This is a genomic window from Streptomyces sp. Edi2, from assembly GCF_040253635.1.
Lineage (GTDB): Bacteria > Actinomycetota > Actinomycetes > Streptomycetales > Streptomycetaceae > Streptomyces.
Map to the genome: position 1 here is coordinate 1832621 of NZ_JBEJGX010000003.1, position 17719 is coordinate 1850339.

At 60.2% G+C, this 17719-nt stretch carries 15 protein-coding genes; 4 read left to right on the forward strand and 11 right to left on the reverse strand.

Annotated features, from left to right (window positions below; all coding sequences use genetic code 11):
* Positions 1-299: 299 nt before the first annotated feature.
* A complete protein-coding gene (locus ABR737_RS11550) occupies positions 300-1307 on the reverse strand; it encodes a branched-chain amino acid transaminase (RefSeq protein WP_350250092.1) in 1008 nt (335 codons plus the stop codon).
* A gap of 213 nt (positions 1308-1520) precedes the next feature.
* A complete protein-coding gene (locus ABR737_RS11555; RefSeq protein ID WP_350250093.1) occupies positions 1521-2873 on the reverse strand; it encodes a glutathionylspermidine synthase family protein in 1353 nt (450 codons plus the stop codon).
* A gap of 1168 nt (positions 2874-4041) precedes the next feature.
* Here ABR737_RS11555 and ABR737_RS11560 point away from each other — a divergent pair.
* The 4 genes from ABR737_RS11560 (at position 4042) to ABR737_RS11575 (ending at position 8631) form a co-directional block, all read left to right on the forward strand.
* Positions 4042-4209 (forward strand): hypothetical protein, encoded by a 168-nt coding sequence (locus tag ABR737_RS11560; RefSeq protein WP_350250094.1) that lies wholly within the window; start codon positions 4042-4044, stop codon positions 4207-4209.
* 669 nt (positions 4210-4878) lie between these two features.
* Complete coding sequence (locus ABR737_RS11565) at positions 4879-6309, forward strand: isochorismate synthase (protein WP_502964306.1); 1431 nt, start codon at positions 4879-4881, stop codon at positions 6307-6309.
* Positions 6310-6897: 588 nt separating this feature from the next.
* A complete protein-coding gene (locus ABR737_RS11570) occupies positions 6898-7569 on the forward strand; it encodes a cyclase family protein (RefSeq protein WP_350250096.1) in 672 nt (223 codons plus the stop codon).
* 471 nt (positions 7570-8040) lie between these two features.
* Positions 8041-8631 (forward strand): GNAT family N-acetyltransferase, encoded by a 591-nt coding sequence (locus ABR737_RS11575; protein WP_350250097.1) that lies wholly within the window; start codon positions 8041-8043, stop codon positions 8629-8631.
* A 268-nt stretch (positions 8632-8899) separates the two neighbouring features.
* Here the strand turns inward: ABR737_RS11575 and ABR737_RS11580 are convergent, their stop codons facing one another.
* From ABR737_RS11580 to ABR737_RS11620, 9 genes are all read right to left on the reverse strand, one after another.
* Positions 8900-9022, reverse strand: a complete 123-nt coding sequence (locus ABR737_RS11580; protein ID WP_350250098.1) for a hypothetical protein — start codon at positions 9020-9022, stop codon at positions 8900-8902.
* Positions 9023-9325: 303 nt separating this feature from the next.
* On the reverse strand, positions 9326-9547 hold the full coding sequence (locus ABR737_RS11585) for a hypothetical protein (RefSeq protein ID WP_350250099.1): 222 nt from the start codon (positions 9545-9547) through the stop codon (positions 9326-9328).
* A 78-nt stretch (positions 9548-9625) separates the two neighbouring features.
* On the reverse strand, positions 9626-10591 hold the full coding sequence (locus ABR737_RS11590; RefSeq protein ID WP_350250100.1) for a pyrroline-5-carboxylate reductase family protein: 966 nt from the start codon (positions 10589-10591) through the stop codon (positions 9626-9628).
* A complete protein-coding gene (locus tag ABR737_RS11595) occupies positions 10492-11646 on the reverse strand; it encodes a pyridoxal phosphate-dependent aminotransferase (RefSeq protein ID WP_350250101.1) in 1155 nt (384 codons plus the stop codon). Before ABR737_RS11595 ends, ABR737_RS11590 begins: the two co-directional genes overlap by 100 nt.
* Before the next feature lie 52 nt (positions 11647-11698).
* A complete protein-coding gene (locus ABR737_RS11600) occupies positions 11699-12955 on the reverse strand; it encodes a glutamate-5-semialdehyde dehydrogenase (protein ID WP_350250102.1) in 1257 nt (418 codons plus the stop codon).
* A complete protein-coding gene (proB, locus tag ABR737_RS11605) occupies positions 12956-14056 on the reverse strand; it encodes a glutamate 5-kinase (RefSeq protein ID WP_350250103.1) in 1101 nt (366 codons plus the stop codon).
* Positions 14053-15945: a non-ribosomal peptide synthetase gene (locus ABR737_RS11610; RefSeq protein WP_350250104.1), complete on the reverse strand. Its 1893-nt coding sequence runs from the start codon at positions 15943-15945 to the stop codon at positions 14053-14055. Before ABR737_RS11610 ends, proB begins: the two co-directional genes overlap by 4 nt.
* 67 nt (positions 15946-16012) lie before the next feature.
* Positions 16013-17491 (reverse strand): AMP-binding protein, encoded by a 1479-nt coding sequence (locus ABR737_RS11615; RefSeq protein WP_350250105.1) that lies wholly within the window; start codon positions 17489-17491, stop codon positions 16013-16015.
* Positions 17492-17498: 7 nt separating this feature from the next.
* Positions 17499-17717, reverse strand: a complete 219-nt coding sequence (locus ABR737_RS11620) for an MbtH family protein (protein WP_350250106.1) — start codon at positions 17715-17717, stop codon at positions 17499-17501.
* Positions 17718-17719 lie beyond the last annotated feature (2 nt).

The following is a 17719-nucleotide window of genomic DNA, read 5'->3' on the forward strand; positions in this document are numbered from 1 at the left end:
GGCCGAAGGAGCCTTCCGCAATGCGCTCCGCAGGACCGGTCGTGTTGATGTGTCCGCCATCGCTGACCTGGATCTCCAGTTCGCCACCGGGCATCCGCACCGTCGGCTCAGGGTCAACAAGAGCAGGGCAGCTCAGCCGAGCGGATATCTCCTCGAACAGTCCCTGGTAGGTACTGACTGGTTCTGGGCTGAGGACGGAAGGATGCAGGGTAGACAAAATATGCTCCTCTGAATTAGATATTCACCCACCGTCCGCAAACCATCGATCCGAGTGGGCTGCACGACACTTCTAAGGCCTCTTAGCTTGGCGAGTCGAAGTTCAAAGGAACCTCTGTCAGCCAGTCTTTGTGTCTCGCGGACTCACCACGGACGACTTCGGCATAGGTCTCTTCCAGCCGAGAGGCGACCGGCCCCATGATGCCTTCGCCAACTCGGAGCCCATCCACACTCGTGATAGGCAGGATTTCCCACGCGGTACCGAGGAAGAAAACCTCGTCGGCAAGGTACAATTCAGTGCGGTCCACCTCCCTCTCCTCGACCGTGATGTCTGCCTCACGCAGCAAAGTGATCGCACTTTCACGAGTGACGCTTTCCAGAACGCCACTTGTGATGGATGGAGTGATGACAACTCCATCACGAACTAGTGCGACACAGGCTCCAGGCCCCTCACTCACCTTGCCTCGCTCATTGAGGAGGATCGGCCAGTCATGGCCGTTCTCACGCGCCTCCAGCACAGCCAGCCGACCATTGTGGTAGTTCGAAAATGCCTTGGCTCGGGGTGGCATCGTGGTTTCGTTAATTCGCGCCCAGGAACCAAATGCAGCGCGACAGCCGCGAGCTGCGAAGAGATTACTGCTCATCCGCCAGGTATCGATTACCACCTCGCAGTTCACATCGGCTGGTACCAGCATCTCCCGTAGTGGGTCACCAGGGAACGCCCAGGGCCGGATGTAGACGTCCTCACGATATCTATTGAGAAGCAGGAGCTCCAATACAGCTTCACGTAATTCTGCAAACGAGTACGGGAGACGTAACCGGCAGAGACGCGCTGAGGCAAAGAGCCGGTTTAAGTGCTCATCCAACCGGAACACGAAAAGTCTCTGCCTATCGGCAGAGAGGTACGCCCTGAGACCCTCGAAGACAGCCGAAACTGATGAATGACCAACCGCTCTCACATGAACCGTGGCATTGTCCCACGCTATGTTCTCGCCGCTGCGCCAGATCCATTCGGGATGCCGGTCAGGAGCGCCGGCACAATCTTCATCCGGCTGTTTCAAAGGCTCGGTGTCATTGAGTTCCTTCGTCATGGGTGCATGGCCATCCTGTGCTATAGGTGCGTGGTCAACTTACAGAATCCCGCCGCCAGTTGCCCGCGGCAGAAGTCTTACCTGCCGAACCGTTGGGCCTTGGGGAGTTACGTGTTCGGTGATCCAGGCCCGAAGCTGTCTGGACTTTTCTTGAAGTCCACAGCACATCACTTGGTGGAACGCCAATCTCGGCGCATCATTCAGTAAGAAAACTCAGACGTCTGCAGAATGAAAGACGGTCCCGACTCCGACGGAAGCGCTAGTCCCCAGATTGATGATTGCATCCTCGCCGGCTGGAATTCCTCGGATCTGAGATCCGGCATATCCATCCGGAGTGATAAACACGCCCCAGACCGCATCCCAATTCTGGATGCGACGAGACTCGGGATTCACGACGGGCTCGTTTCGGGGAATCACCCTACGCTGCACGATGTACCCGTCTTTGGACGCCGACGAGAGCGCTTCTTTCCAATCAGCAGCAGTGGATTCCCATCCTGCTACGATGCCATCCCCACTGTAGCCAACATGCGGCTTCAGAATGAGATGCTCTCGGTTGTCCTTGCAGTAGTCAATGAGATCGACCAACCCTTCGCTACTTTCTGTAGGGCCCGCCACAAGGGTCCGGGTCCAGGGCAGTATTCGATCTATAACGTCCTTTTCTGTGGATGAAAATGCGTGACGCCACCGCGGGTCAGATAACAGCGCCAGACATCCTTTATTTGCGACGAGCCCGCTCTGCATCTTCGTCCAAAGAATTACCTTGCCGTCCTCATGGGCACGGAAGATCGGTTCAACAGCGCGATCGCCAGCGGGGTCCGCAAGCACCTCGTCGATGTCGAAGCACCGCAATATGACGTCGATCGGTTTGCCCTGGAGAAATAGCCGCCCGCCCTGGCTACGTACCTGGCTCACCTCGCCCAGCACGACGTCCAGCCCGAAGCGGCGCATCATTTCTTGGTATGAACGGTATACCGAGAGATATGGGTTCAGGCCGCCGTTGGTTTCAACGAAGGCAACTACCGGATCCGCGCCACCTGTTAAAGGTTGCGATACCCTTCGCAGAATTTTCGCAATCCGCTCGCCAGTATGAATGTAGTCGAGCTGGAATTCCTCGGCGAATTCACGAAAAGCTTTCACCTGCAACAGCAGCCGGGAGATCTCGGCCCGGTCTATCCCGCCCAATGCGCTGTCCACATTGTATTCAAGAAGCTTGAAAGAGCTTCCATCGTGATAGAGATCGGCGCGTCCGTACATCTCAGGCAAGCCGGTTAATCGGCGCATCAACCCGGCACGTCGGGGGTCGATGCCGAGAGCTGCACAGTACGCTGTGGTGTCGCCGTCGAAGAGTCGCTCAGGGAGCGAGGACATGAGCCCAAAGAGATCAACGAGGTCAGCAGCACAGCGCTGAATTTCGGTCTCGTCGACAAAGAAAGGACGGGGAATCAGGCGACCGGCGCAAGCGGCCGATAATACTGGCGGGATGTCGATGCTCTGCATAACATCAAGTAATCCCGAGTTACCGTCTAGACAACGTTGTAAATATCCGTCAGTGGCACGATCGTTCATCAAGATCAGCTCTTTTGCGGTCTACTCTGCGCTAGTCACAGTCGCTTATCTGCAGGGATACCCAGAACGAAATTGGACATATCTCTTGCCTCACGTCCAGACACCGCGCACCCACCGCGTCTGGAGTTTGACCCTAATCGCTGACTGTCTATACCTGACAGTCATTCATGACACCCGGAAGCTCTATTATCCTGCCATGTACCGCCTTGGATGGCAAGGAATATTGTCGATACGACACACGACTGAGCATTTAACGCAAGTTGAGCACATAGCGACATGTTGTCCATTTTGTGATCATCCGGGTGGCATCCGCTTTGGTGAGATTGGCACCTGAGTCTGGAGCAGCAGTGCATGGCTTTCGCCAGGTGCGACGCCGGCACTTGTCTCAGCTTGGCTTTAACTCAATGCCACTGCCTTGGGGCCGGCAGTGCGACTGCCTCCATGCCCTGAAGGTTTCAGCTGGCCAGCGGGATAACCGCGGTGATCGTGGGCGTCGAGTTGCCGGCATGGGTGGCGTTTTTCCGCCACTGCGCCGGACTGCTTGTCGTGCAGCGGCTTCGTTGCGCCGCTCAGGGGCCGGCAACCGCGACGGTGTACGACTACCTGGTGCGCGAGGATCCGCAGTCCGGTGCAGGCCGCCGACTGCACGCACATTCCCTGGAACACCACCCCGGGTCCCTTGCGAGGCAGGGCCGTCAGGGTGCTCTCAGTCAATCCCCTCGCTGATGCCTTTCCATCTGACTGCAGAGCCGTGGTGTGGGAGCCGGCGACTCTACGGAACGACAAAACTCCAGACAGTGGGTTCTCGACCGCCATCCCCCATGCTGCTGCCGGGCACCTCGCGTGCTTATCCACCCATCGGCCGATGTGCTCAACCGCAGCCTGCGGCATCCGGTCTGGGCAGCTCGTCGTCCTGCTGGGGCGGATCAGAGCCCGGCAGAGGCGCTCGCCGAATGAATTCCCGCCAGTGGCAATCACTCGCCAGTCTGCACGCGGAGCACGACACCGTACTGGTCAGCCCGCCACTATCTGCGCTCCGTCGTCAGCCGCCGACCGGGAAGCGGGCTCTCAAGTCGCCTGCTTTCAAGCTCTGATGACGCAACGGATCGCCGAACTCTATCCCGTGAGGCCGAACCCGATACTCACCAACTTGTGCACCATCGCCAGCGTGGCACGACCCATGACGCACCCCCTCCGCAGCGCCCACCTCGCCGACGAGACGGTCGTCGGGCCGAAGATGATCGTCAGGTTCGACGACGGCCTGGCCGGCGCAGCTACCGCGTCTCCAACCAGCTGCGAGTCACAGAGCCCCGGGCCCTACTTCGCCCCCCGGTAGTCATGCCCGACGTCATCAGGCGTCATATCCGGTCAACGGCATACCTGATCATCCGGACACGTCACCGCAGCGCCAGTTCTTCGCACCTCGACCGAGCACACGAGCCCTCTTCTACCTCGCCGATGTCGAGCCGGCGCATCCTTCGCGATGCTCCGCGGCGGGCCCTCTGCCACCCCCAACGCCACCTCGGCATCCTGGCGAAGCCCAAAAGGAAGCAGTGGCGATGCACCGCTACGACGTTAGCTTGGCACGCGGTCCAGTGTGGCAAAGCAACTCGTTCGACAAGATCGAGCTTCCGCTGGTTTATTGGTGTCACGCCCTGGCGATGCTTCCAGCTGTGCTGGTGCTGTAGTTCTGGCCGGACGCCGGGACCGATGTGGCTCACGATGCACCCGATCACCACCCAACGTGAGCAGTCGATCAAGCCGGCGACCGGCCTGCTTCCTCGGCCCTGTCCCCTTGCTCGGCAGCTCTCCCGCTGATCGACGCGCTCCAGTGTCGTTCTGTCCAAACGCGATCAGCTCGGCGATACCCGCTGCCTTCCCTCTTTTCCCGTACGCATTCGCCGACACGGCCAGGCCACTATCGTCGCCGTCTGGGTTTCGTGTATTTACTCTTCGATGAACGGCATGATGAGTCACGTGATTCACCCAATGGAAGGACGTCTCGGTGATTGACCATCACATACCCTGTCGCGACCGCGCATTCCAGTTCGCCACTGAACTCTCCTCGGCAGCGGTCAAGGAGAACTCCCCCCTTCTCATGAGCTGGTCAACGCGGATACCCGCAGTTGACCATGTGAAATTCTGGGCTAGCGCGCAAGCGCTTACTGATAACGCTTTCCTTTGGCTTTCGTCTTGGGGAGGCCCACGGATCGTTACGGCCGGCAGCACCGTAGAGCTTAACGGATCCGGTCCGGAACGGTTCATCGATGTCCGACGGGCCTGGTCGCGTATTTCCATGACTGTGCGTCGAAATTGCAACCTCCCAGACGCGCCGGGTCCGATACTCGTCGGCGGATTCACCTTCGCTCCCCAAGAGGGGAAGCACAACGACGCGCACTCGCTGCCCGACGGCCGGATGACTGCTCCTGCAGTTCAGTTGGTCGACTATCCCTCTGGCGATACCTACCTCACGGTAAACCTACGTATCGAGCCGGGTACCAGTGCTACGCAGGCGCTCACCGACCGGTTCACGCTGGTTGACAAGTTGATCAACGGCAAATTTCCGCACGGTGGAAAGGTCGTCAACCGGCAAGTGGTGTCGAAAACTGAAGTACCACTCGGGGCAGACTTCCAGAAGCTTGTTGCACAAGCAGTGGATGAGATCCGCAACGGGACCTTCGAGATGGTGGTGACGGCTCGCGAACTCCAGGTCAGGCTGGGCGAAGACTTTGACCTGCTGACAGCGGTCGAAAGCCTGCGCTCCTCCTCCCTTGGGGCAACCGTATTCGCAGCGCACACACGAAACGAAGGGCTTAAACAATGCTTCTTGGGTGCCACGCCTGAATATTTGGTACGCCTCAAGGGTGACACTGTACAAACCCTGGGGCTGGCCGGATCAACACCGCGGGGTCTCGATCCAGAAGAGGACTATGCCCTGGAACGCGAGCTGCTGGCGAACGAAAAGCTCCGCCATGAGAATGCAGTGGTGACAGAGATGCTGAGTCGGGCACTTTCTGATGTTTGCCATCGGATCGAGGTAGCGAAGGAGCCCACAGTCCTAAAGTTGACCAACATACAGCATCTGGCCACGCATCTATCCGGGCAACTGGCATCTTCTCCGCCTTTAGGCATCCTCGACCTGGTGGCCAAGCTGCACCCCACTCCCGCGCTGGGCGGCTATCCGCGGCACGCGGCGCTCAACTGGCTTGGGCAAAATGAGCCGATCAATCGAGGCTGGTTCGCCAGTCCGGTTGGATGGGTCGACGGTCACGGCACGGGCGAATTCGCAGTGGCTATCCGCTCGGCTCTTGTGCAGGGCGAACTCGCCTCACTTTATGCCGGCTGCGCAATCGTTGAGGGCTCAGAGCCCGACGCCGAGTACGAGGAAACGAGCATCAAGCTGCGTACGATGGCCTCCGCGCTTGGCTGCTTGTGAAGACGAGGGTCTCCAATGTGCGTCAACACCGGTGTCAGCTGCAGATATAGAGTGCCGTAGGTGCGGCCTTGCGGGACACAGGCGCCCCCAGCCCCGGCAAACTGAAGGTGCACGTGGTGACCGGGAGGCATACCTGGGATGTGCGCAGGTGCTCCCTCAGCCACACGTGGGTGGGCTTGCTGCTACGCGAGGCGAGGTTGTCGGTGACGATCACGGTCCCGCCGGCGGTGTTGGCGTCGCCGCCCCGCTCCAGAAGCCGCTGGTGGTTGACGCTGGTGCGCAGACATGGTGTTCTGCCGGCCGCCCGTCGGCAGGGCCCCAGATACCCACGTCCGCTCCGGCCTGCGGGTGCAGTCCAGATGGGCCTGGCATGGCAACTCGCCGACGAACAGCAGCAGTCGGCACAGGTTGCGGTTACTGATACCGGGCCACCGCAGATCTCGACGATACGTCGCCAACTCACCTTGGATGCGACAGACTGTCATGGGAGAGGTCAACATGCCTCCCACTGCCAGGAGTTGGCAGACTACACACAGGATGTGCCCAAGAATTTACGTTTGGTCGCAGACAGCGCAGTGAGGGTAAGTAATGACATTCGTTGACATTAGTCAGGGTTGGTACGTGGGCATGCCGTCGTACGATGCCGACTGGTACCCAAAGTTCTCGGTTGATGCCGTCATGACGCCAGAAACGGATCCAGCGAGCGTCGGTCGCACATTCACCGGGTTACACATCTTCCCGCATAACGGCACACACATCGAGAGTGGATTTCATTTCTTTGCCGACCGCGAGAAGATTGACGAGGTTCCGCTCGAAACCTTCGTCGGGCCGGCGCTGATCGCTGACCTGTCGCACAAACAGGATCTTGAGCCCATCACTGCCGATGACCTCGACAAGGCTGTCGGCGAAGTATGGCAGCCCGGACATCGGTTGCTCGTCCGTACTGATCACCCCATGCGTCACCTTGGGAAGTCCGATTACTGGGACACACCGCCCTACCTGACGCCCTCTTCAGCCGCCTGGATGGTGGACCATGACGTAAGTCTCGTCGGCCTTGACTGCCTCACCGAGCAACCAGGTGACCGCACATCACCGGTCCATCGAAGGCTACTTGAGGCTGGGATTCCGATCTTGGAGAACATTCAGAACCTCCATCTCGTGAGCAGCAGAGACGTCCACTTGGTCGCACTGCCGATCAAGGTCAGCGGCGTGGAAGCGGCTCCAGCACGTGCACTTGTATTCGAGAACTGGGGGCGCTGACAAGCGCCTGAGGAGAACCGAGGCAAACCCACTGCACCAGTCGGCGGCCGAGCCGAGCCGGGCGGTACGGGGGATGGCGGCATTGTTGTGGCCGCCATCCCCCCAGGTCTTTCACCACGATGCCCGGACGACCTACGGCCAGGTAGTCGAAATCTTCCTGCCACCGGCCTCGGCCGTGCGCCGCGCGGCCGTTCCCCTCACCGTGAGCGGCAAGCCGAGTCTCTGGCAATGATCGCCAGGCGCCGGAGCCCTGCGCCGTCGCGCGCGACTGGTGACTCGTGCAGCTGTGCCCGGCCAGGTTCTCCCGGCTCGTCACGCCACGAGAGCCGGCCCAACCAGCGCCCGGCGGCACCGACACGTCATGCGGTAGGCACGCCGGGAACAGCTTGCCTGCTTTGACCTTCCCGTCACCCCCGCAGACCCGATCTGATCACCGACCTTGGGCCTGAAGGGAGTTGACATAATGCGCCCATGACCTTAATTGACCCCGTATCCGCCGTCGTTCCCGCCGGCATGATGAGTCGGCACGAACAACCCGTGATTCAGCTTGCAGGAGGCGTGGAGCTGCGACCATGGCAGCAGACAGATGCGTCAGCTTTGGTCGCCTCCAGTCTCGATCCCGCAATCCGACAGTGGAACCGGGTCCGCCCCCTGTCACCCGAGGAAGCGCGGCAGAAGATCGCCCGATGGCACGAGCGCTGGCGGACTGAATCCGCAGCGGTCTGGGCTATCTGTCGCACGGCTGACGAAGAGATCCTCGGGTTGATCGGCCTCGGCGACATCGACCTCCACGGTGGCAGTGCCGAATACCTTTACTGGGTTCTGCCGGCCGCCCGCGGTACCGGCGTTGCGACACATGCGACAGTCGCACTCAGCCGCTGGGCCTTCGACGACTTGGGGTTGCACCGACTCCAACTCACCCACTCGACCGCCAACGAAGCGTCCTGCCGGGTTGCCACCAAGGCGGGGTTCGAACTGGAGGGAACCATGCGAAGCGCACTGCTGCACGCAGACGGGTGGCACGACGAACACCTGCATGCTCGTGTACGAGGTGACGAATAGGGAATTGGCGGGCGGGGAGCTCCCCCGTCACCATGCATCGCACACGCCGGCTGGTCGCGCGGGCCGATCCGGCCGAGGCCCTGACCGTGGGCGGCGATGTGGCAGAGGGGCCCGTTCAACAGGTGCAGGACCCGGCACCTGCCAGGGCAGTGGCGCAAGGTCCCGGTCGCCGGATCCCTCGTGCCGCGGCGTGGGGAGGGGACGAGGGTAGAAGTGCTCGCGTCGGACTACCGCCTGCGCCACCTGCGGAAGAGGCATATACGCGGTCTCATGCGGGGAATTCGCCGGGAACAGAGTGCCACTTGACGCCATTGTCGGTGACGAAGAACATCGCGCCGGTCTTCTGCCGGTTGCGGTAGCCCTCCGGCTGCCCGCCCGGCCCTCCAGCCACGCCGGCACCGGCAGTGCGTCGCGGACCACCGCCCACTGGGCGTCCGTCATGCCGGAGGGATACCCCCGCGTCCTGGGCGGGCGGTCGGCCGCGTTCCCGAATCGGTGCCCGAGGCCATCGCACGCCGACGGCGTCGAGTTGAACTCGAAAGACGAAACCACGGGCTCGCGAACGGCACTTGCGTGCTGGTCGCCGAATGCCCTGCACTCACCACGGTGACGATGCCGTCACGTGTGGTGAGCGCAGGGGTGGGGTGCAGAAGCGTCATTCTTGACGCCCAGACGTGCGGTGCCCTCGTGCCGGTTAGCGCGCGACACGGATGGTCACCGATGCAGATGTGCGGTCCGTCCTCGCGTGCTGGTGGTGCTTGTCGGTCGAGTACAGCACCGAACGGAACTGCAGCTCGCCGGTGTACCTGGCCTTGACGTTGACGCGTGCATCACCGCTGAAGTTCTGCTTCCCCTTCCGCCAATGGCCCCTAGAGATCGCGCGGGCCCCGGCCCGGCTCCAGCTGCTGGTCACCATCCCCGGGATCGGCCTGCGCACCAGGGACCGTGTTCGACCAGAACCATCCTCGTGATCTATAGAGAGACGGCTTCTCCCTCACTTCGATGGACCGCACCGTGGCAACGCAGAGCCCGCGTGTTGGTCCAACGGGGGCTCCCCAGTAGCCAGACGGCTCAGCGACAGGTCCACCGCCGCTTCCAGAGCTGCCCCCACCGCGCCCGTCAACTCGCGTTTCTCGAGAATGTCCAGAGCCGCTTCCGTCATCCCCCCGGGAGAGGCCACCGAATCGACGACGGCATCGGGCGTAAGCCCGCCCCCGGTGAGCAGTGCACCGGTGCTCTTCACGGCATGTGCCGCGAGTTGGTCAGCCACCTCGCGTCCCAGTCCCTGAACGGCGGCAGCCTCCGCCAGCGCCTGCGCGAATCGGGCAACCAGGGCCGGCCCTGCGCCGGACAAACTGCTCACCGTCTCCATCTGTGCCTCGTCCACGCCAAGTACACGACCGAGTGAACCAAAAACACCGCGCGCCAGTTCCAGATGCTCTCGATCTGCGCCAGAGCCCACCGAGAGCGCGGTGACGCCTGCACACAAAGCGACCGCCACGTTCGGCACCGCGCGTATCACCGGAACACCCGGCAATGCCGCAGCCACGGCATCGGTGTGCCAGGAGGCAACCAGAGAGACCAGAAGCTGGTCGGCACTGACCACTTGCACGAGACCGCCCAGAACCTGCCTCATCTCGTGAGGGTGTACAGCGAGGATGACGATATCCGCGCCCCGTACGGCCTCCGGGGCGCTGGGCATAGCCACCAGGCCGAATTCCGCAGCCAGAGCGCGGGCCCCGGCTCCGGTGCGGGACACGCCCCGGAGCCGTTCCGGTGACCAGCCCGCCGTGACCAGGCCGCTCACAACAGCTCGTGAGATCCGGCCACAGCCGATGAACGCTATCGTGGTCCGCGCCCTCAACTCGTCTCCTCGATCAGACCGGCCACCGCGGAGATCCCGCGCAGCAGTCGCTGCTCCGGCTCGGTTCCTACGGAGATCCGGACGAACCGATCGCACGAAGCTCCATACCCGGTGCCCGGAACAACGCTCACCGCATGCCGGCGCAGCAGCTCCTCAGTAAAGTGCTCCGCATCCAGTCGAGACTTCCCCAGGGACGCGAACAGATAGAACGTCGCGTCACCCGGCATGCACGCGACGCCTCGCGAGGCGAGCTCCCCGGCCATCCGATTGCGCATCGATACGACGCGTGCGATCTGCGGACGCGTTTGCTCCAAGATCGTCTCGAAATGCTCGGCGAGATAATGGCACAGTATCGTCGGTGCACAGGTGATGATGTGTTGCTGGAGCTTGATGATCTGGTCGATCAACAGCTGATGCGCCACCATATAGCCTACGCGCCAGCCTGAGATGCCGTAATTTTTCGACATCGAGTTGCAGACGATCGTGTGATGCTTATGTGGATCGAATGAACCAACGGACAGGAACTCGGCTCCCTCAGGAACGAACTCGTGGTACGCCTCATCGGCGATGATGAACAGGCCATGCTGTTCGGCTAGTTCATGTAGTCTCCGCAGTTCGTCCACACCGAGCCTGCGCCCAGAGGGGTTTTGTGGGTTGTTCACGATGATCGCCTTGGTACGTGGGGTCACATACGAGGCAAAGTCATCGACCGAGTCCTGCCACGGAGTCATCACCGGCACGCCCCTGCACAGGCGTACTTGCTCGGGGTAACTCACCCACAGTGGCTCCGGGATGATGACCTCGTCGCCCGGATCCAAAATGGCGCTCAGCGCCATGAAGATGGCCGCCTTCGAACCAGCGGTCACGATGATTTCGGTTTCGGGATCGAGGGGCAGTCCGCAATCTAACTCGTAGTACTTGGCCAGCTTCTCGCGGAGTAACGGCAGTCCACGTGAGTGTGAGTAATGATGGATCTTCGCCTGCGGCAGATCATCGAAGGACGGTACCGGGATGTCGAAGAAAGCCTCACCGAGCGACAGTGTCACAATATCTGCACCGTCGCCTTGCATCTCGTAAACCCGATTATTATGGCTTATCGAAGAGGCCTCGGCGAGGCTGTCGAGAAGGCTCGCATGGCGAGGTATGGGCATCTCGTCGCCTCTCGTGGTCAGCGGGGGCCCAGACGGGAACTGAGGCGATTGGTCAGAGAACACGGACCTGCCCGCTCCCCCACACGACGTTCTTTACACAGGTCAACGATTCAAGGCCCATGGGTCCACGAACATGAAGCTTCTGCGTGGAGACACCGATCTCGACTCCGTAGCCGAACTCGCCGCCGTCAGAAAAACGAGGGGAGCTGTTGACAAATACGCTGCCGGAGTCGATCGACCGCGCGAAACGCCGGGCTACCGCGATGTCCTGAGCAACGATAGCGTCAGCATTGCGGGTGCCCCACCGGTTGATGTGCGCCACTGCCGCATCGAAGTCGGGCACAACCTTGACCGCGAGAATCATGTCGAGGTACTCAGTCCCCCAATCGCTCTCTCGCGCCGGCTCCGCGTTCGGCCAGACTTGCTGTGTTCGAGCGTCGCCTCGTATTTCCACGCCAAGCCCCTGGAGTTCATCCAGGACCTTCGCCAGCCATGAATCAGCGAGATCCTCGTGGACCAACAGCGTCTCCACTGCGTTGCACACGCTGGGACGCGAAGTCTTGCCGTTGATGACGATTTCCGTGGCCATGTCCAGATCGGCGGTGTGATCCACGTACACATGGCAGTTGCCATCGCCATCGATGACAGTCGGCACAGTGGCGTGGTCCTGCACCGTCTTGATCAAGCTGGGTCCACCACGCGGGACGAGCAAATCCACGTAGCCATCGGCGCGCAGCAGTTCCAGAGCAGCCTCACGAGAGGAGTCTCGAATCAGTTGCACCGCGTCCTTTGGCACTTCGTCATAGCGCTCCAGAACACGAGCAATCACGTCGGCAACGGCCACATTCGTGTGCATAGCGATCGACGACCCTCGCAGCACAGCGGCGTTTCCGGATTTCAGACACAGGGCAGCGACATCGGCGGTTACGTTCGGCCGGGCCTCGTAAATAACTGCGATGACCCCGAGAGGGTCACGCACCCGGTCGATCTGGATACCATTGGGGCGAGTGTCGCCCTTGACCACCTGTCCTACCGGGTCGGGCAAACCCATGATAGTGCGGATCGCGTTGACCATTCCCGTGATGCGCGAATCCGTGAGAGTGAGGCGATCCACCAGAGTGGCTGAAGTCCCCGCCGCGCGGGCTGCCTTCACATCGAGCGAGTTAGCGGTCTTCAGTTGATCCCGGCTCTTGTCGATGGCAACAGCCATCTCGTCAAGAACCCGATCCTTGATTTCCGTATCCAACTCACGCACCCTGACTGATGCTTCACGGGCACGACGGCAGACATCGATGACTGAGATGGACATTCAGCTCTCCAATAGACTTATGTAATCGGATGGGTGAAGTACGACCTGGCCGTCCGCCAACTGGCGTGGTGCGACCTGGGACATGTCTGGGGCAGCGACGCTCGAACGGCCACGGGCGATAACACCATGGGAATCAACAACCACGTCCACTACATCACCGGACTTGAAATTCCCCTCAGAAGCCTGCACATGGCCTTTCGTCAGGGGTCGGCCGTCAGCGGCTGCGGCTACGGCGGAGGGATTGCACAACAGCCGGCCGGTGGGGGCAGCAGACAGTGCGCGCCATAGCTGGCCCAGATCTGCACGCTTCTTCGGCTGCCGGGGACGCACCAATGTGCCGACGTTCTCCCCTCTCACAGCTCCCTCGATTGAATCTGCCACGGAAGCACCAGCGATCACACAGGCGACGCCCGCCAACGTCGCGATCCAAACGGCGCACAGCTTGGTGGGCATACCACCGGTTCCCGGCCCTTCGACCGGACTCCCTGCCAGGTGTTCCACTTCCGGTGTCATGGCATCCACGACAGGAATCCGGCGCGCATCTGTACTCTGGCGCGGATCGCTCTCGTACAGGCCGGAGACATCGGTCAGCAGGACGAGCAAACCAGCTCCCAGCGTGGCGCTGAGCAGGGAAGCGAGCACGTCATTGTTTCTGACCATGACGGCATCGTTCTCGTTCACCACGGGCACCCACCCCCGGTCGAGTGCCTCTTCCAGCGCATCGCGGACACCGTCACGGTGATCGGGCCCGGTCAAGTCGAACGGGGTGAGGAGGAACTGAGCTGCTTGCAGGCCATTCTCTTCCAAGCTGCACCGGAACGCATCGAACAGAAGACCCTGGCCGATCGCTGCGGCCAATTGCCGAGAGCCGGCACGTCCTTCGGCGTGACGGTTCAGGCGCACATCGCCCAAAGCAATGGCGCCGGAAGCGACAAGCAGGATTTGATGACCGTCCGTCCGAAGCTTGGCGACGGCCTCAACCAGCGTGGCAAGTTTCCGCTGATCCACTTCACCATCAGTGATGAGAGAGGACGTCCCGACTTTGATGACGATACGTTTGAGGTGAGCGTTTTGAGGAGCAGGGGTCCTGGTGATGCTCATGAAGAATCACCCAGCAACTCACTCATCTCATCTTGCGATAGATTCGAGATCTTCTCTTTGAGTAGCAACCCGACTTCCACCGCAAGGGAAGAGACTGTGGGCGACTCAAAAAGTCTCGCCAACGGTAGCTCGACCCCGAACTTTTGCCCCACGCGGTTGACAACCCGAACAGCCAGAAGCGACTCACCGCCAAGATGGAAGAAATTATCCGTGACGCTCACTCGCTGCACATCAAGGATGCTGGCAAATATATCCGCCAACTCCTCCTCCACAACGCCACGGGGAGCGGTGTAGATCTCGTTCGAAGTGGCCAGTGAATCGTCGAGAGCCGACAATTTCCCACGATCGACCTTGCCACTCCCATTGAGGGGCATCTGCTCAAGAAAAAAGAACGAAGAAGGCCTCATGTAGTCAGCAAGGTGTCGACTCACATGGTCACGCAATTCATCGGCAGAAACCCTACGACGCGAGTGCAAGTGTGTCACGTATGCGACCAATCGCTTAAGCCCGTTTGCAGACTCCCGCACGCCGGCCACGGCTTCCTTTACCAGGGGGTGCCTGGAGATTACAGCCTCGATGTCTCCCAATTCGACGCGCATCCCGCGAATTTTAACCTGGTGATCCTCGCGTCCGGCATAACGAAGACAGTGATGAGCGTCAAAGTATCCCCGGTCACCGGAACGGTACATCCGTTCACCCGAATGCAGGGGGTGGGGGATGAAATTCTCTGCCGTCTTGGCAGGGTCCCCCAGGTAACCGCGAGCCAACCCGATGCCACCCATATAGATGTCTCCGACCACTCCAGTCGGCACCGGATCCAGATCCTTGTTCAGGACGTAAACTTGATTGTTCGCGAATGGGAGTCCGATGCTCACCGAGCCGTCGACGAGCCCATCGGCGGGACTGCACGTGTAGGTGGTGGAATCGATGGATACTTCAGTCGCTCCCCACGTGTTGTGCAGCTCGCCAGGCATGGACTCGAAGAACCGGGCCACCGTCGCCGGGAGCAGTGCTTCACCGCTCGAAACGGTGCACCGCAGTTTGGGGAGTGATATTTGCGCGTCCTCTTCTATCACATCCAGAACCATATTCAGCATGCTGGGCACTACCTGGAGGAGTATCGTCCCGTAGCGGGCTGCGGCCTCAAGTACTGCACGAGGGTCCTTGTGTGCACCTGGACGAACCAAGGCTACTCGTCCGCCGAATGCGAGTGGCCAGAAGAGTTCGAGGGCTGAATCATCGAAAGTAAGAGTGGTCTTGTGCAAGACCGTTTCGCCGGGCTGAAGCTGGTGCTCTTGCTGCATACACAGCATGCGGTTGACCCAACCTAGATGGGTGCTCCCGACCCCTTTGGGTGTCCCGGTGGAACCGGATGTGAAGTACACGGATACCAGATTATGCGGTGTCACCGGGACCGCTGGACTCGCCTCTGAAAACGAGGAAATAACGGGCCAGTCCGAGTCGGGGCAGATGATGAACGCCTCTGTGGCCAAATGGGATCGATAGCGGTTATCTCCGATACAGAATCGGACGCCGGCTTCGTCCAGGATCTGATTGAGCCGGTTGCTCGGCACTGTGGGATCAAGTGGCACATACGCTCCGCCCGCCTTCAAAATTGCGAGCAAGGCCACGACCAAATCTGGCGATCGATCCATGCATAGAGCGACCGGACTATCTAACTGCAGCCCATGCTCTAAAAGGAAATTGGCCAGCTGATTTGCGCGCGCATCAAGCTGTCGATAGCTAAGCTGTTGGTCACCGAGGACCACCGCGGTATGGTCCGGGGTTGCCATGGCCTGAGCTTCAAAGAGATGATGCATGCACTGAAATGGCGAAATTTCAAGGCTCCGGTTTTCCGGACCGGAGACCGGCACGCGTACGCGCTTCATGGGAAGTCCCCTCCATCAGAGCTTTCATTCATCCGTCACTCAAAATCCGCGAATCATGAAGAGTGGACTATGTGTTTCCGGCAAGAGCCCGTCGATCAACTTTACCGTTGGGCGTCAGCGGAAAATCCTTGAGCGCAACAAATTCGCTGGGCACCATGTACTCAGGAAGGGCATGCAGGCAGGCATCCCGCACGTCCGAGGGGGTAACTTCCGTACCCTGCTCGGCCGTGTAATAGGCCACGAGATTCAGACGATCAGCCTTACGGTCGCCTACAACCACTGCACGGCGCACACCCGGAAGGCTGACGATGGCGGCCTCTACCTCCCCGGGTTCGACTCTGTATCCGTTCATCTTTAGCTGATCGTCTACACGTGCAATGAAGTGGAAATTATCTCCGTCGAACAGCACTCGATCACCCGTGAAATAGCACCTGAGCTTTCTGCCATCTTGATGCCTGATGTTCCTGAACTTCTCCTCCGTGAGTTGCCTGTCGCCCAGATAGCCGGTTGCTACACAACGACCGGAAATAACAAGCTCACCCTCCTCCATCGATCGGAAGGGGCGAAGCCGCTCACCATCGGACATCAGCAATTCGGCGCTGACAACTGCTGTACCAATCGGCGGGAAATCTGGCCACGCTTCAGGATCTCCCGCAAGCCTATATTGGGTCACCAGATGCGTCTCGCTGGGACCGTACTGGTTGATCAATCCAATTTCGGATTTGCCGCAAAACTCCCTCACCTCATCGTTGATGACCAGCTTCTCGCCAGCCACCGCGATCTCCTGCAGAGCGGGAAGTTTGGTATCGGTGGCGGTGGCCACCAATGCCAAACTATGCAGGGCGCCAACCGGCATAAAGAGCCGGCTCACCTCATTGCTCAGTGCTAGCTGCATCACTTCGAAGGGATCGCGCCGCTCTTGATCGTCGGCTATAACAAGCTTGGCGCCAGACGACCAGGTGGCGACCATGTCCTCATAAATTACGTCAAAGCCAATGGAAGACGCATGCAGCGTGTGGGGAAGAGCGGTGTGATCCCAATGCTCAACATGCCATGCAGCCAGATGCTCGAGAACCACCGGAGGAACCGCGACTGATTTCGGCTCCCCTGTTGAGCCGGACGTCGCAATGACGTAGGCAACCTCAGCGTCAGCGAGTTGCCGACGAGGTCGGCTGCGGACTTTGGAGTAGTTGTATCGAGGAAGGTCGGAATCGATATGCCACTCGATCTCATCGTGCAGAACCAGCGTGGGACCAGCGCTATTGAGGATCCGCTGTGTCCGCGCTGCGGGCATACTGGGATCGATCGACAGCACACCTGCGCCTGCCCGCCATGCACCAAGTACTGCAGCACACCGCAACCAGGAACGTGTGTCGTAGAGGCAGACGAGGTCGCCCTGTCCGATTCCCTTTTCTACGAGACCGCCACACATTTCTGCAGATAATTGGTCGAGGTCGCCGTACGTATAACTTTTCCCGTGATCGACGACTGCTATGGACTGACTGTGTCTTTCTATCGAAGCAACAAGCGACTGGATCATAGACATCAGATACTCACCGACCTCGTGCTTCCGTTGTGTTGCGAAGACTCAATGGACGCATATCTGCCCAAGTTTCGGTGATGTACTTTAGGCATTCCGCTTTGGAGCCGATTCCATCCACCCCACGCCAACCTGCTGGTATGACCTTGCCAACCGGCCAAAGAGAGTACTGTTCTTCGCCATTCACCACCACCTGGAAGGCGGCATGAGTCTCATTCTTCTGGCTGTCCATGC